General features: G+C 63.7%; 20 protein-coding genes. 2 read left to right on the top strand and 18 right to left on the bottom strand.

Features of this window, described 5'->3' with window-relative positions:
- On the bottom strand, window positions 1-137 hold a 137-nt coding region (locus T281_RS19910), incomplete at its 3' end, for a phage tail assembly protein (protein WP_162173172.1).
- A 50-nt stretch (window positions 138-187) separates the two neighbouring features.
- Here T281_RS19910 and T281_RS12305 point away from each other — a divergent pair.
- Window positions 188-460, top strand: coding sequence for a type II toxin-antitoxin system RelE family toxin (locus T281_RS12305; RefSeq protein WP_338053306.1), 273 nt, complete (start codon window positions 188-190; stop codon window positions 458-460).
- 7 nt (window positions 461-467) lie between these two features.
- The gene (locus T281_RS12300) at window positions 468-851 is read left to right on the top strand and encodes a helix-turn-helix domain-containing protein (RefSeq protein WP_037239306.1); all 384 of its coding nucleotides are present in this window, start codon (window positions 468-470) and stop codon (window positions 849-851) included.
- Window positions 852-868: 17 nt separating this feature from the next.
- Here T281_RS12300 and T281_RS12295 read toward each other — a convergent pair whose 3' ends face one another.
- The 17 genes from T281_RS12295 to T281_RS12215 form a co-directional block, all read right to left on the bottom strand.
- Window positions 869-1,396, bottom strand: a complete 528-nt coding sequence (locus tag T281_RS12295; protein WP_037239292.1) for a phage major tail tube protein — start codon at window positions 1,394-1,396, stop codon at window positions 869-871.
- Window positions 1,397-1,425: 29 nt separating this feature from the next.
- On the bottom strand, window positions 1,426-2,688 hold the full coding sequence (locus T281_RS12290) for a phage tail sheath protein (protein ID WP_037239298.1): 1,263 nt from the start codon (window positions 2,686-2,688) through the stop codon (window positions 1,426-1,428).
- A 61-nt stretch (window positions 2,689-2,749) separates the two neighbouring features.
- On the bottom strand, window positions 2,750-3,115 hold the full coding sequence (locus T281_RS12285) for a hypothetical protein (protein ID WP_155955226.1): 366 nt from the start codon (window positions 3,113-3,115) through the stop codon (window positions 2,750-2,752).
- An 11-nt stretch (window positions 3,116-3,126) separates the two neighbouring features.
- The gene (locus tag T281_RS12280; protein WP_037239287.1) at window positions 3,127-4,665 is read right to left on the bottom strand and encodes a hypothetical protein; all 1,539 of its coding nucleotides are present in this window, start codon (window positions 4,663-4,665) and stop codon (window positions 3,127-3,129) included.
- On the bottom strand, window positions 4,637-4,855 hold the full coding sequence (locus tag T281_RS12275) for a hypothetical protein (RefSeq protein WP_037239286.1): 219 nt from the start codon (window positions 4,853-4,855) through the stop codon (window positions 4,637-4,639). Before T281_RS12275 ends, T281_RS12280 begins: the two co-directional genes overlap by 29 nt.
- 10 nt (window positions 4,856-4,865) lie before the next feature.
- On the bottom strand, window positions 4,866-7,127 hold the full coding sequence (locus tag T281_RS12270) for a hypothetical protein (protein WP_037239279.1): 2,262 nt from the start codon (window positions 7,125-7,127) through the stop codon (window positions 4,866-4,868).
- A gap of 6 nt (window positions 7,128-7,133) precedes the next feature.
- Window positions 7,134-7,766: a phage tail protein I gene (locus T281_RS12265; RefSeq protein ID WP_037239277.1), complete on the bottom strand. Its 633-nt coding sequence runs from the start codon at window positions 7,764-7,766 to the stop codon at window positions 7,134-7,136.
- The gene (locus T281_RS12260) at window positions 7,763-8,035 is read right to left on the bottom strand and encodes a hypothetical protein (RefSeq protein WP_037239275.1); all 273 of its coding nucleotides are present in this window, start codon (window positions 8,033-8,035) and stop codon (window positions 7,763-7,765) included. The genes T281_RS12265 and T281_RS12260 overlap by 4 nt, the downstream gene beginning before the upstream one ends.
- The gene (locus T281_RS12255) at window positions 8,032-8,943 is read right to left on the bottom strand and encodes a baseplate J/gp47 family protein (protein ID WP_037239272.1); all 912 of its coding nucleotides are present in this window, start codon (window positions 8,941-8,943) and stop codon (window positions 8,032-8,034) included. Before T281_RS12255 ends, T281_RS12260 begins: the two co-directional genes overlap by 4 nt.
- Before the next feature lies 1 nt (window position 8,944).
- Window positions 8,945-9,346: a GPW/gp25 family protein gene (locus tag T281_RS12250; protein ID WP_037239270.1), complete on the bottom strand. Its 402-nt coding sequence runs from the start codon at window positions 9,344-9,346 to the stop codon at window positions 8,945-8,947.
- Window positions 9,333-9,533 (bottom strand): hypothetical protein, encoded by a 201-nt coding sequence (locus T281_RS12245; protein ID WP_037239268.1) that lies wholly within the window; start codon window positions 9,531-9,533, stop codon window positions 9,333-9,335. The genes T281_RS12250 and T281_RS12245 overlap by 14 nt, the downstream gene beginning before the upstream one ends.
- 53 nt (window positions 9,534-9,586) lie before the next feature.
- Complete coding sequence (locus T281_RS12240; protein ID WP_081796772.1) at window positions 9,587-10,030, bottom strand: septal ring lytic transglycosylase RlpA family protein; 444 nt, start codon at window positions 10,028-10,030, stop codon at window positions 9,587-9,589.
- 31 nt (window positions 10,031-10,061) lie between these two features.
- A complete protein-coding gene (locus T281_RS12235; protein ID WP_052037431.1) occupies window positions 10,062-10,601 on the bottom strand; it encodes a phage baseplate assembly protein V in 540 nt (179 codons plus the stop codon).
- The gene (locus T281_RS12230; RefSeq protein WP_037239266.1) at window positions 10,601-11,371 is read right to left on the bottom strand and encodes a hypothetical protein; all 771 of its coding nucleotides are present in this window, start codon (window positions 11,369-11,371) and stop codon (window positions 10,601-10,603) included. Before T281_RS12230 ends, T281_RS12235 begins: the two co-directional genes overlap by 1 nt.
- A 2-nt stretch (window positions 11,372-11,373) precedes the next feature.
- Window positions 11,374-11,781, bottom strand: a complete 408-nt coding sequence (locus T281_RS12225) for a hypothetical protein (protein WP_037239254.1) — start codon at window positions 11,779-11,781, stop codon at window positions 11,374-11,376.
- A gap of 527 nt (window positions 11,782-12,308) precedes the next feature.
- Window positions 12,309-13,334: a major capsid protein gene (locus T281_RS12220; protein WP_037239252.1), complete on the bottom strand. Its 1,026-nt coding sequence runs from the start codon at window positions 13,332-13,334 to the stop codon at window positions 12,309-12,311.
- A gap of 27 nt (window positions 13,335-13,361) precedes the next feature.
- Window positions 13,362-13,562: head decoration protein (locus T281_RS12215; protein ID WP_037239249.1), on the bottom strand; the 201-nt coding region annotated here is incomplete at its 5' end.

Raw genomic sequence — 13,562 nt, 5'->3', positions numbered from 1 at the left:
AAATCGCCGTCAGCCTGCCGCACCCTTTCGACATCGCGAACGTCGCGGACCTTCGGACGGCGCAGGGTGAGAAGATTGAAGGCCTTGCCCCCGACTTTGACAGGAAATTCCAGGGTGAATTTTTGTTCAGTTGTCATCGTGTTTCTCTCCTAAAATATCTCATTTAGAGATTGACAATCCAATCTCAATGAGCGATATTCCTCGCATGAAAACGGTCACCTACACCAAAGAAGCCGAGAAGACACTGGCGAAGATGCCGGCAAACCTCGCGGCCAAGATCCGGGCGAAGATGGTGCAATACGCCACCGACCCTGCCTCGCTCGCGAACAATGTGATCGCGATGAAGGGACAGCCGGGTTTCTACCGGATGCGCATCGGAGACTGGCGCGTGATCTTCACGGAAGACGGTGTGGTGATCCTTGTGGTGAAAGTCGCCCCGCGCGGCGGGGCCTATGAGTGAGGTCGAGATGACTATGCACGCAAAAACGCAAACGCTCGTCACGCCGAACGGCGAGCGCCTCGTGGTGCTCCCAGAGGCCGAATACAATCGGCTGATGGAGCTGGTCGAGGACGCCGAGGACGCGGCGTCCATCGAACTGTTCAAGGCGCGGCTCGCGCGCGGGGCGGAAGAATTCCTCCCCGACTGGTTCGTGAAGCGCTCCATCGACGGCGAGAACCGCCTGAAGCTCTGGCGCGAGTATCGCGGCCTGACGATGGCCGCGCTCGCCGAGAAAAGCGGCGTCCGCCAGCCCTTCATTTCCGAAATCGAAGCCGGGAAGAAGGAAGGCAGCGTCGCCACCCTAAAGAAGCTCGCCGACGCGCTGCGCGTCACCGTCGACGATCTGATTTAAACCAAGGCTGGGAGGCGTCAGCCTCCCAGTGCCGAACGAACGTCGCTCATCCACGAAACGCCGCCGGAGCGGGCCTCGCGCTCGTAGAAATCCCAGTAGAAAATCTCCTTGCCATCGAGCGTGAACTCGTAGTGCGAGACTTCCTTCAGGGTGTGATTGCAGCCGACCAACTCGCCCGGCGAAAACTCGTCGGACTCCCAATCGGAAATGATGCCGGTGATGGTGGCGCGTGCGGGCAGAGCCTTGCCCGTGCGCTTGTCGCGCCAGGCTCCCGCGAAGGTCCACTTGTCGTAGACCCCGTTCGCGAAGCCGAAGCGCGTGAGGGCATCGAGATCGATGCCCTTCACCTCAAATTTAGGTTCGATCTTCTCGATCTGCGGGAAGACGAACTCGATCCCGCCGACGCCGCCGCCGGGCTTGTGCTCGGCGGACAGGCGCTTGAGGGCAGGTAGACCGAGCTTCGAGATCGTGATGGCGCGGCTCGTGTCGGTTTCGTCAGCGCGGCGAACGTCGACCGCCTCGATGACGTAAAGAGGCAAAACCATGTGGCTTTCCTTTCAGGGTTGAGAGGCGATTAGACCGTGCCGGAAGCGTTCACGCGGGCGGCGATATCCGCCACCAGCGCGTCGACGGCGGCCGCGTAGCGGCGCACCTCGTGCGTGGCGCGACGGAAGACCGGCGCGGGCTCGATGAAGGGCGAGACGACGAGGCGACCGAGGCGCACTTCTTCCACGCTGTTGCGCGCGGGCAGGAACTTCACGTCATAGCCGAGGATATCGTTCGCCGCCTTGTGATCGCGCAGCATGAACTTGATGCTGTTGATCCACGCCTCGACGAGATCGGCCGAGATGAGCTTGCCGAGATACTGGCGCGTGAGGCGCATCATCTTCGCGGTCAAGTAGTCGGACCCGCGAACCTGATGGAACTGTGCCCACAGATCGCCTTCGGCGCAGCTTTCCGTGCCGATATACACAAAACCGCCATCCGCGATGGCCGTGTCCACGCCGCTCTCGCCGCGCACCACGATGCCGATGTCGCCCTCGAGCAGCATCTGCCCTTCGGTCGCACCATCGGTCAGGCTGAACGCGATGTTGCGGCTCGTGCCGACGATGCCGTTCACGGCTTGGTTTGCCCACGGGTGGAATGGCTTGCCCTCATGCTCGTGATCGACGCGCACGCCGATGCCGAGAATGCGCGGCGCCATCGGCCGCGTGACGACGGTCGATCCCTCGTAAACGCGGGCGGCAACACCAACCGGGATGATGCGATTGCTTTGCGTCGTCTCGCGCCAGGCAAGCGCGGCCGTGCGGCTCTCGGGCGCGTCCACGACGGCAACGCCGAGCAACGAATTCAGGATCTCTGGCAGTGCCGCGACGACCGGGTTCGCGCTGTTTTCGTCGGGCTGCCACGCGGTGCGACCGGCCCAGATGAGACGCGGCGTAGCACCCACCTCTTCAGGCGCGGCCTTCAGCGCATAGAGGCCGGTCTGGTTTGCGGCCGAGCCGATGATGTTCGTCGTCGTCTGCTCGAGCTTTGTCGCCGGAACCTCAGACACGCCTTCGGCCACGCGGACCACCGTGATGTCGGCAGCCACTTGCAGCTCGGAAAGCTGTGCGTTGATCGCCTTCACCGCGTCGGCGAGATAGCCGGTGCCGAGCTTCGAGAGATAGGCCGTGTCCGAGCTGGAAAACCGCACGGGCGTATCGAGCGGGAAGGTCGCCGCATCCGCATCGGAGGACGTTTCCACGAGGCCGATTTTCGAGAAATCCGCCCCAATGACTGGTACGGCCTCGTCTTCGGGCCGCGTGTTGATGATGCCGAATGACGGTGCCGTCATCGTTTTCTCCATAAAAAAAGCCGCCCGGAGGCGGCTGGTTTGGAAGAGGAAAGACGGCTCGCTACAGGGTCGCGGCGAGCCGGAAGATGTCGTCGACCTCGGCCGAGGTCTTGCCAAGCGCGGTCGCTATTGAAGCGACCAGCGGATCGTCGCGCTCGATTTCGCGTGCGAGGTTGAAATCCTCTTTCGCTTCGGCGTCAACCGCGAGAGCCGCGTCGAACGCTCCTTTGAGGCCGGCTTGCCGCAGCGCGCGGACGATTTGGAGCGGCGTCACGCTCGCTGGCACAGGCTCCGACACAACGGGCGCTGGAGACGGCACGCCCCCAGCTGCCAGCCACGCCTGATAGGCTCGCCAATCTGCGTTGCGCGTGTCAGCTGGTATGATTGCGCGGTCCACGTCGCGGATGACCGCCGCGCCGCTCGTCATGGTGTACATCTCTATAACTCCCAGCTCGCAGCGTAGTCGAACTCAAACCCGTTTGTGTTTTGCGAGCACCACACGCGCACGCCGTAGCTGGTGGCTCCCGCCGCGCCGATGCTGCCGCCCGATGCCCATAAGCTGCCATTCAGATACCCGACCTTTCCCGCTGCTCCCGCGCTGTCATAAATCGTCAAAGTTGGCAAGCCGCCCATAGTGACCGGAAATGGGCTACTGATATTTGCGCCGCTGCCCGATGTGTTCGTCGTGAGCACAATTCCGCACGCCCCCCCGCCAACAGCCGATCCTGGGGCAACGAGGGCAGCGTGGCTTTTGCAAAAATACCGCTGACACAGCGCCAGCTCGGACATTGGATCGCGTAGCTCCGCAGGTGGCGGCGCGCTATTTAGGCCCGGCGCAATCCCCGGTGTCGCGCGGATGTCGGCGCGCCCGACGTGGACGTAACCGCTGGTGCTGTTGAGCGCAGAGCCGAATTGCAACTGGATTTGCAGGCCGTTTGCGATGTTGACGCTCGGTATAAACGTGTAGGAGACAATGCCCGTCGCGCCCGCCGCGATGGTCTGGAGATTGGTCGCGGCGAGGTCCGCCGTAACCGTCCCGAAATTGTCACGAGCCGTCGCATAACCTGCCGCGATTTTCGGGGTGATCGCTGACGCCGTGCCATTATAGACCACGAATTGCACCGTGACCGGCCGAGCTTCTTTAGCGTAGGTCAGTAATTCCGCTGCGAGGTAGCTTTCTATCCGCTGTTGTAATGTGCAGACTGTCAGACCAGCCGCGCTTCGCTGTAGGCGGATAGTCGCACCGGCTATATTTGTATTCCAGACCTGCGACCACGCAACGGCAGCCCCAGCGGCGGACACTTGCCAGCCGTCGAGCGTGTAGGCTGTTGCGCCTGCTGTTACCGAGCCCGACGTGCCGCGTTGGGCAATGGCAAACGAGCCGTTGCGAAACTTATTAACCAGCCCGCGCCCCACAACAACAGCGAGTTCAGCTTGTGCGGCTTTCTCACTGACTGCCGTAGCGAGTGCTTCGAAATCCGCTTGCGTGGCTTTCGCAGCAACAGTGGTCGCGAGCGCGGCGAGGTCCGCTTGCAACGCCTTTCCTCCGACTGCCGCAGCGAGCGCTTCGAGGTCCGCTTGCGTGGCTTTTGCTGCGACAGTGGTCGCGAGGGCAGCGAGGTCCGCTTGCGTGGCTTTCGTATTGAGGGCTGCCGCCAACCCGGTAACGATTTCCATCGGCACCGCGCCGCCGATCAGTGTGGCAATAGCGTCCTCGGCTTCGGCAACGTCAGCCTTTAACTGATTGATCGCGGCGGTGAGCGTGGCCAGTTGCGGCTCGACATTTGCAGAGATCACCGCCAGCGCCTGCCCGGTGCCGGTGTTGATAAGAGCCTCGAAATCGGCCCGAACCGCCTCGGCCGCGCGCAGGCGCGCACCAACCGATCCCAGCGCCGCGTTCCAAAACGCCAGCGTCAGCTTGGTGTCGATATCGAGGATTTGATAGTCGCTATCGGCGCTCGGCAGAGAGGATGGCATCGGCTCCGTGCTCCGTCACGATCTGGTTGAGTGCAGCCCCGCTAACGAAGATGTCGCCGCGAGGAATGAGCGGCACCACGCCGCCGAGCTTGATCAGGCGCGCCAGCGTGATGCTGTATGTCGCCGTCTCGTCGTAAGGCGCAGCCGCGCCGTCTCCGGCCGCCGAAGCGGCCTGAGTGCTCTTTGCCATTGGGTTCTCCTTAAAGCGCGTAGAGCGCGATGTTCTGGACGAAGGGCAGGTCCGTGACCTCTGTTGTGGTCATGTCGATGCGAGCCCGTGCCGCTGTGGTCGCCGTGCCGAGCACGAAGTTTGCGAGGAGCGTGCGCTTCTTCCCTGCCACGAGGTCAGGCGTGATCGTGAGGGTCGTCGGCGTTAGCACCGTGCCGCCAATCACAAGTTTCGGTGCGGCCGTGTGCTTGGCCGCGTCGTATTGGTCGAGAACGATCTCCAGTTGCACCGTCGTGGTCGACACGCCAAAGGCATGGTCCTTCGACACCGCCGTCATGTCGCCGCGCGGGCGGAACGTCATGCCGCGCGCATAGGCGTCGAGCACCAGCGCGGGCTGTAGATCGGTCGTTCCGGTGAACACGGCCCGAAGCTGCACGAGCGCCGGGAGCCCGTTCAGCGCTGTCGAAGCCGCTGCGCTGTCCAGCGTGAGCGGTTGCCACGTATCGCTGTCGGACGGCTTTACTTCCCACACAAGCGCGGTGCCGCCCGGTGCCCAGCCCGCCGTAAGCAGGCGGATTTCGGTCATGCCGTTTTCCAGCGTGAGCGGCTGGAACTCGACGACGGTACGCGCAGAAGCGAAGGAGGCCGCGTTGAGCCTCATGGCGAAGTCCACGAGCGGATCGCCTTGCGCCCAGGCCCCATCGGTGGCCCAGAAGAGCGAGCCCTGTGCGAACTTGTTGCCGCTCACCGTCTCCAACGCGTGGTTGCCCGTCGTGACGGTGAACCACGCATAGCGCTTGCCGCTTTCGAGAACGCGCGGTGTGATGGAGAATCTCACCCAACCCGTTGCAAGGTCCGCCGCCGTGAGCGTCGTCTTCGCGAGCACCTTGTTGAACTGCGGCTCACCGCTTTCCGAGCACTCGCACAGGAACATGTGCACGTCGCCGGTCGAAGCAACGCGCGTGAACTTGATGTCGACCGAGGTCAGAACCATCGGCTGCGCGCAGAGCCAGGTTTGGCCGTAAACCGAGCCGTTGACGCCGAAGCTCTCGGTCACGTGGTCCCAATAAACATCGGTGACGGTACGCTGGATCAACTTCGCCACGGACCGGAAGGTGTGCCCCCGCCCGTAGCTATCGCCGATCGAAACAACCGTCCACGTCTCACCGTTTTTGGTGAACAACTCGCCTACGTCGAGGCCAGCCGTGTTCGACCACTCCGCGTTGTTCTCGCAAACTGAGACCGTTGGGCCGTACTCGGTCACGGTGCGGGACAGCTCGCGCCGCACCGCCGTCGTCACGGTGTGCACGAGCTGCGAGATATTCTTGCTGCCGCCGTCTCCGTCGATCGCGAGGCGTGTGACCTCGGTCCATGACGGCAGCAGCAGTCGACCGAAAAACCGGATCGCATTCGAGCTTTCATCGATGAGGGCAAGCTGCGCATCGCGCTCAGCCGCCCACGGGAAGCGGATGCCCTCACGCACGCGCGCGAGCCAGCTCGCATTCGCCTTGTCCCACGCATCCTGCAGAAGGCCCGCATCGTACCAATAGGCGCGCGCCTCATCCGGCATCGCAACTGTGCGGCGCAATATGCTGAGATCGCGCTTCATCTGGCGGATGATCGCTGGCGACGGGATGTCTCCAAGGCGGCTCGCGATGTTGGCGATATCGGTCTCGATCGTGCTCACGCGGGTGCGCAAGTTCGACACGTCGCCCTCGACGAGCGAGAGCCGTCCATCGATCTCGAAAAGGCTTTTCACTCGCGATGCATTGTTCATCTCGATGGCGACGATGCCGGTCGGAGAAAGCTCCACATAAGCGAGACAGCACTGATCGGCCGCGACTGTTGGCTTGAGCGGCGTGGGCGAGGGCAACCCTTGCTGCACAACGCATACGATCTTGCGGATGCCGGTTTTCGGCACGCTCTGTTCGACAGTCTCACCGGTGTCGGCGTCGGTCTCGACAAGCCGTTGGCCGCCGATAATCTCTTCCTCGCCGCGCAGGAGCAGCGCCACATAGCGCCGGTCGCCGGTCACGAGCGGCAGGTGCACCTGCAAATTCACGATGATAGGATCGTCGTTGCGATAGATGAGCCCACCCGCGAACAATGAGCCGGAGTTGATCGTCACCTCGACCGCGTTCGCATTCGAAACGGTATGGTCGGCCCAATGATGCGGATAGGCGATAGCGCCGGACGCAAGGGCTTCGTCGCCCGCGCGGGCATAAGCCGAGATGGCGTCAAAGTCGCTGGGCTCAGCCACTTCCGCCTCGGAGAATTTCACAATCTTGGTCATGGGGCCTCAGAGCTTGAAGCGTGGAAGGTACTGGCCGAACCGCACGCTGCCATCGAGCGGCGGCGTGTCTGCGAATGTGAGCTGTCGCCTGTGCGAGAAATCGACGCGAATTTCCGTCTCCGGCGATTTCGCCGCGCGAAGCGCCGTGAGCGCGCGTCGTCGCGCCTCGCGAGAGGGTGTCTTGAGCCTCGCGCTGCCGATGCGGGAACGGTTGAAGACGAAAGCGCGCGGCGGCTTGTAGGTAACGATGCGCACGAGGTAGCGCGCGAGAAACGGCCCGTGCCCGATTGGCGTGCGGCCCACCTTCGCGCGGCCGAACACGAACCGCGCCGGATAGGCGATCACGTCGACCAGCGTGCCGTCGACATAGCCGAGATAGCGGATAGCGCCCGCGCGCACGCCCACTTCCCAGGCAGCGACGAGAGCCTCGTCGATCACCCGCCGTTTGCGCGCCTCCGGCCAGTCCGGAACCCAGAGCCGCACCCCGTCATGAACGGCGAGCCACGGCAGAAAATGCAATGGCGCCGTCTGCGGATCGAGCACCTGCTCGACCGGCACCGGCAGATCGTCGCTCATGCCCGCCGCGACGCCTTCCTCGAACGGCGCCTTGTTGGGCGGCAGAATATCGAGAACGTTCATAGATCACACCCGTCTGCGCCGCCCTCGACGGCAGCGAGGAACGCTGCATCGAACATCTTGTGAACGTGGGTAGTCCCGTCGTCGCCAAGCTCGCGGCTAAGCTCCGCGAGCACAGCTCGCGCAAAGGCGCGCTTGTCGGTAATCCGGAACGCCTCAATGCCGCGCAAGACAGGCGCGCCCAAGGCCGCGATCTCTATTGCGTCGACCCCGATCCGGATGACGATTTCGTCGTCGACCATATCGACCTGCAAGAACGTGTCAGCGCTCATCCTGCCACCTCGACAGATAGTTCGATCACGCCCGGGATCGGGATCGTGTAGGGATCGGCCGGGATGTCGCCGGGCGAGGTCAGATCCGCCCGCGTCACGGACAGACCGTAAGCCGCGCCTTCGAGCGCCGAGCGAGGCACCTGTGCCCCGATCAGCATGCGAGCCTGCCCGGCGGCAAGGATGCGAGCCTCAGCCTCGGCGCGCACGGCCTCAGCATCCGGGCCAGTCGGCACGATGATCGTGCCGGTCACATCGTAGACGCCGCGCGTCGCCCGCAGCACCGAAAGGCTTGTGGCTTCCGGCTTCACTCGCGTGTTGTTCGTGGCCGACCTCACGAGCGCCAACTCGTCGTCGGTCGCGTCGCGGCCTGAAGGACCAGCGATCACGAGATCGACATCGCCGCGCCGACCGTGCACCGCACGCCCGATCACCGCCGCGTGGTGAAGCTGCGGCCAGGCCGTCATCGCTTCATAAAGATAGCGCTCAGCGCTGCCAGCGGCGGGGCGTGAGAAGGCGAGCAGATAGCGCGCGAGCAGCCGCGCGTCGCTTTCCATGACCGCTTCCGCTGTGTCGGTCGCAGGCACGACGACGAGCCTCTGCACACCGATGCGCGCGCAGACATTGTCGAGATCAGCCTTCTTCGCAGTCGGCGCGAGCACGGCCCGCACCGCATCGTTGACCCGCGCCCGGTCGAGCAACCGCAAATAGCTCCACGCCTGCGAGGCGATCACCACGGGATCGGTTTCCAACACATCGACATCGTATGCCGGAAGCGTCGGGTCCACGGCACGCGCCGCCGTCCAGACCGTCTTGAAACGCTCGAGGAACTGCTCTTGCAGCGTTTCATAGTCGAGCGCCTCGATGGCGTCCGGCGCAGGCATGCGCGTCAGATCGATTGCAGCCGCCATGTCAGACCTCGGAAAGAGTGTAACCGTATTTGTTCGACGCCAGCGAGATGCGGCGCAGACCCTCGGAACGCGTGTCGCCCAGATGGCCGCGCGGCCGATATTCGCCCTCGATCACGAGCGCCAACTGACCGAGGCGGATCGCGTCGGAAGTATTCCCCGACGTGTCGATCCGCGTGACCTTGAAGCGAGGCTCCCAGAGGTCGAGAGCCGTCGCCAAGGCCGCGATGAAGAGCAGGATGGTTTTCGGCACGAGCAACCGGCCCAACAGGGCCGAGCCGATCGCGCCGAACCAGCGGCGCATCACCCGGTCGCCGAGGCGCGTGGTGAAGATCACATCGATCGACTGCACCACATGGGCGAAGCCGTCGAGCGGGCGCCCGGTGGCGCGATCAAGCCCCGCCATCGGAAGCCGCCGCCTTGACGGTCTTCTTCGGCTCCGTCGCGGCCTGCTCGACATGCGGCACGATATTGCCGTGATCGAGATCGAACTGCGCCGCGGCGTCGTCGAGGTGCACGATGCGGGTTTCGGGCACGCGCGCGCCGTTGATGCGGACGATACCAGGCCGCACAGTGTAGGGTTTCGTGGTCATGGTCAGCCTTTCGAGTAGTTGAGATGTTCAGTCGTGGGGTGCCCCGTTGCCGGTCACTCCCACGGCCAGAAAGAGACCTGCTCCTCGCGATGCCCGCGCTGCTTCTTCGCCTTGCGGGCCGAAGCGCTCGCAACGCGCCGGCCCTCGCTATAGGCGACGATTTCGAGGCATACATTCGCGAGCCCGACGCCCATGCCGAAGGCGCGCGCCGCGCCGCGGCTCAAGTCGATGATGCGCCCGCGAATAAACGGGCCGCGATCATTGATGCGCACGCGGATCGTTGCACCGGTGCGTTGGTTGCGCACCTCGACGATAGTCCCGAAGGGCAGCGTCTTGTGCGCGGCCGAGATGCCGTCAGGATGGTATCGCTCGCCGTTAGCCGTGCGCGTCCCCTCCCAATAGACCGATGCAACGCCGCATTCGGCTCGGGAGGTGGCGGGCAATAGAAGGATGATCGCCCCGGCGATAAGGCCGAGGACGGCTGAAAGAGGTAGCACGCTCGTGCTCCGTTTGCTGTTGATCCGATGCTTAGACCGGCGGGCCGGGAGGCCCGGGCGGCGCGGTGACGTGACCGTGCGTGTCGTCGATGTGCTTGCCGTTCGACTTCACATAGCCATCCTTGAAATCGGTGTTGCCGGTGACTTCCACGTCACCTTTAACCTTCACTTTCGGCCCGGCGATCGACAGCGTCTCGCCATCGAGCACAATATTCCATGGGCCGAACGTAACCACGTTCTCGTCGCCCTTCTCGGACGGCTGCTTATTCTCATCTGAGAACGCCGCGTTGATCGCGAGACCCTGCCTCTTCGCACCGACCGGGTTGATCGCGAGCATCGTCTGCCCCTTCTTCGGCGGCAGCCATGTCTTGATCGCACCGCCGCTTTCAGCCCACGGGATCGCAGGGCCGAGGACCGGCTGGCCGTTCGCGTCTTCGCCGAGTTTCAGGCGGATCGTTCCCGCCTTCGCGTCGACCTCATGCACGGTTCCGATCTGGACCGTATGCGCGATGACCCGCCGCAACTCGGCAATTTCTGCCCTCAGAAGCAGGATTTCATCACCAAAGGCCATTATTCCGAGGTCTCCGTGGCAACCCTGCCGTCGCCGAAATCGACCGTCAGGCTCGATGCGACGGCGTCAGCCGCGCCGTCCTCCATCGGCCCGACGCCGACCGCCTTTCGGCCTTCTGCGCTGATGCCGAGGATCGCCGCTGCCTTCCGCCACTCCGGCCAGCCGTCACCCGCATGCACGAGGCTGCGGATCAAGTCTGCGATATCGGCCGTGTCGGTGTCACCGCGCAGCGCGGCCTCGATTTCGTCCCAGAATGAAGTGTCGACGCCCGGTGACGGGTCCCCAATCGTATCGACCGTGAGGACCATTTCGCGGCCGGCGAAGCGGATGCCTTTCTTGACGCTGCCGCCGCGCTTGATGGAGAGCGACTTCTTGTCGATGACAAGCCTGCGCCAGAGATCGAGCCAAACGCCATCGCCATGTTGAAGCGCAGCGACGATCTGGAAACGCAGCACATCGAGCGCCGCCTCCATTCCCTCATCGGTGTGAGGGATCGTAATAGACTGCTCGCCTGCTTCCGTGGTCACCACGGGCGAGGCGATGCCGATCTCGAAGACGAGCGACAGAGAGTGAGCCGAGGCGAAGAGATCGCCACCGGAGACCGTCGCGTCATCGTCGTCGGTGTAGACGGCAACGAACGGTCCGGGCTCAGTGTCGAGGTGATCGTCGAGCGGAGAATTTCGGCTGTCGTACACGCGCCCCTCAGCGAAGGTGCGGCCCGCGAGGGCCTTCACCGTCGCAATGCGCAACACCAGTCCAACGAGGCTCATGGCTATGCCTTCTTGAGCCGCGTGCAGTGCAGAACGAGCCGCGAGGCGTTGTCCGGCAGTGGATCGCGGGCGATTTCGTAAATGGGTTGCCCCTCGCGGTCGAGGGCCTGAATTCGGTCTTTCTCGCGCGGCCAATCGGCGCGCGAGGCGAATGCGGCTTTGGGCAGGCTCACGCGAATCGGCCCGGCCTCAAGATTGACGCCGAAATTGCCGCCAATGCGGTCGCCGTCCGTGCGCTGGAGCCCATGATCTTCGGTCAGGATCGCGTAAAGGTCGCGCTCCTGCCGATCCGGGTCAGCGCCGCCCGCCGAATATTTGCCGGTGCGCATGGGCATGATCCGGACCAGTTCGCCGAATGTTGCGTCGACCGCCGTCGCTGCGATGGCATCGATTGCCGCGAAGGCCGTCATGACCGCCTCCCGGAACTGCCTTGATGAGGGGGTTCGCCATAAAAAGCCCCTCGCGGCTCACAGCAAGGCATACAAAGCCGCATGCCAAGGGCTCCGATGGCAGGGAGGGCGATGATCGCAAGAAACAACAGCGGCCAACCGATGGTCACAGTATCCGGGATGCACATGGCAAGCCTCTCAAAATTTGGTGCGGGGCTTGTGGCAGCCCCGCGAGCCCTTCGGTCCGACCCCGATTGCCGGTCCTACTCACCTCGGCTCCGCTCCACGCGCATCGCCAGCCGGTCTTCGGCGCGCACAAAGGTCGCATCATTGCCTCGGTTTTCGCGATGGGAACCCGCATGGCGGGAGACATCGTGGCGCGTCCGAGCCTAGCCGTATCCGCCCATCTGGCGGCGGCTCCCAACACGCGCTGTCGGTAATGTCGCTCGGTCACGATGCCACCCGCGATGCGGGGTGCGCAGAGCTGGGTGGGGCACAGCTCTGCGCTGGGTTGGCGGTCAGGGGGAAAGGCTGACCGCCGGGCCTCGTTAGCCGACCTTGGCGCAGAGCGCGGCGGACGGGCGTGACGGGATGACGAGCGGCGCCGCTTCGGAGTAGGCTTGGCGTCGGCTCGGGTTTTCCGTGTTGTAGCTCTTGCGGAAGATGTCCTGCGGAACGAGGCTGTCGACATCAAGGATCGCCCCCGATGCGCGGATGCCTTGAACGGCAGGAGACCCCAAAATCAGCTCGAGCGGGTCGAGGAACGGCTGGGTCGCCTCCGCATCGTCCTGATAGTTCTGGCTGTAAACCCAGAACTCGAAGTCGCCGATCGTGCCCACATAGCGCGCACGCGACACATCGTTGACCGAAATCGGCCCGAGTTCGATGAGGCCGGACGCCTGACGGCGCAGGTCCAGCAGCTTCATCAGCTTCTCATCGGCGCGCGCAAGTTTCCATGCACCGGACCCGAGCACCACGACATTCGGAGCGACGCCGCAGGCATCCTGTACTGTCGTTGCCCAGGTTTCGATGGTGTCGAGAACATCGACACCGGCCTGCCCCCACCGATTAACACCTGCCAATACGACACGGTGACTGGCCGGGCGGCCATAATCGATCGTCTGCTTCGGGAAATCCTCGCCCTCCACGTCGATCTTGCCGAAACGAAGCGCCTGCGCGGCCATCCATTCCTTGCGGCGGAGGATTGCCCGTTCGTGCTCATCGAAGATGTCGAACATCAGCGCGTCCAGCCGCGCGGCCGGGCTCATATTGCCGCCGTAAGGTTCGCCGGCCCGGCGCTTCAGGGTGTTGCTGGGCTTCACTGCCGTCAGCATCTTGATGTTCGCAGGCTTGAACGTCTTGGTGACATAGCCGCCGTTGGTCGTTGGCTTCGCCGAGGCATCGGGATGCACGAAGGGCGCAAGCTTCGCTTTCGTGGTCAGAATGTCGAAGTCGATGGTTTCGGTGTCGAAGTCCTGCACATAGGGGAAGAACAGGTCGAGCAGGAAGGTGCTCGGGTTCCAGAGGCGGTCTTCAATCACGCCCGCCAGCGTGTGGGTATCGTAGATCAGCATGGGTTTTGTCCCTCAGACGCCTCGGGGTTAGAGTTCGAGCGGCGTGCGGATGAAGATCGGGGAGCGGTCGAAGGCGGCGCGCACCTCGGAAAGCGTCCAGCTCGCGTCGATGACGATCGCGCCGCTGTCGAAAACGCCGAACTTGTAGACCGGCGCATCGGTATCGGCGCCCGTGGCGTCGACATCGACAGCGAGGAAGCCAACGGGCTTTTCGGAGCCATCGGTCGC

The organism is Rhodomicrobium udaipurense JA643, assembly GCF_000636015.1.
GTDB lineage: Bacteria > Pseudomonadota > Alphaproteobacteria > Rhizobiales > Rhodomicrobiaceae > Rhodomicrobium > Rhodomicrobium udaipurense.
Note: the sequence above shows the minus strand (reverse complement) of the source record. Positions and strands in the feature narration are given on the sequence as shown.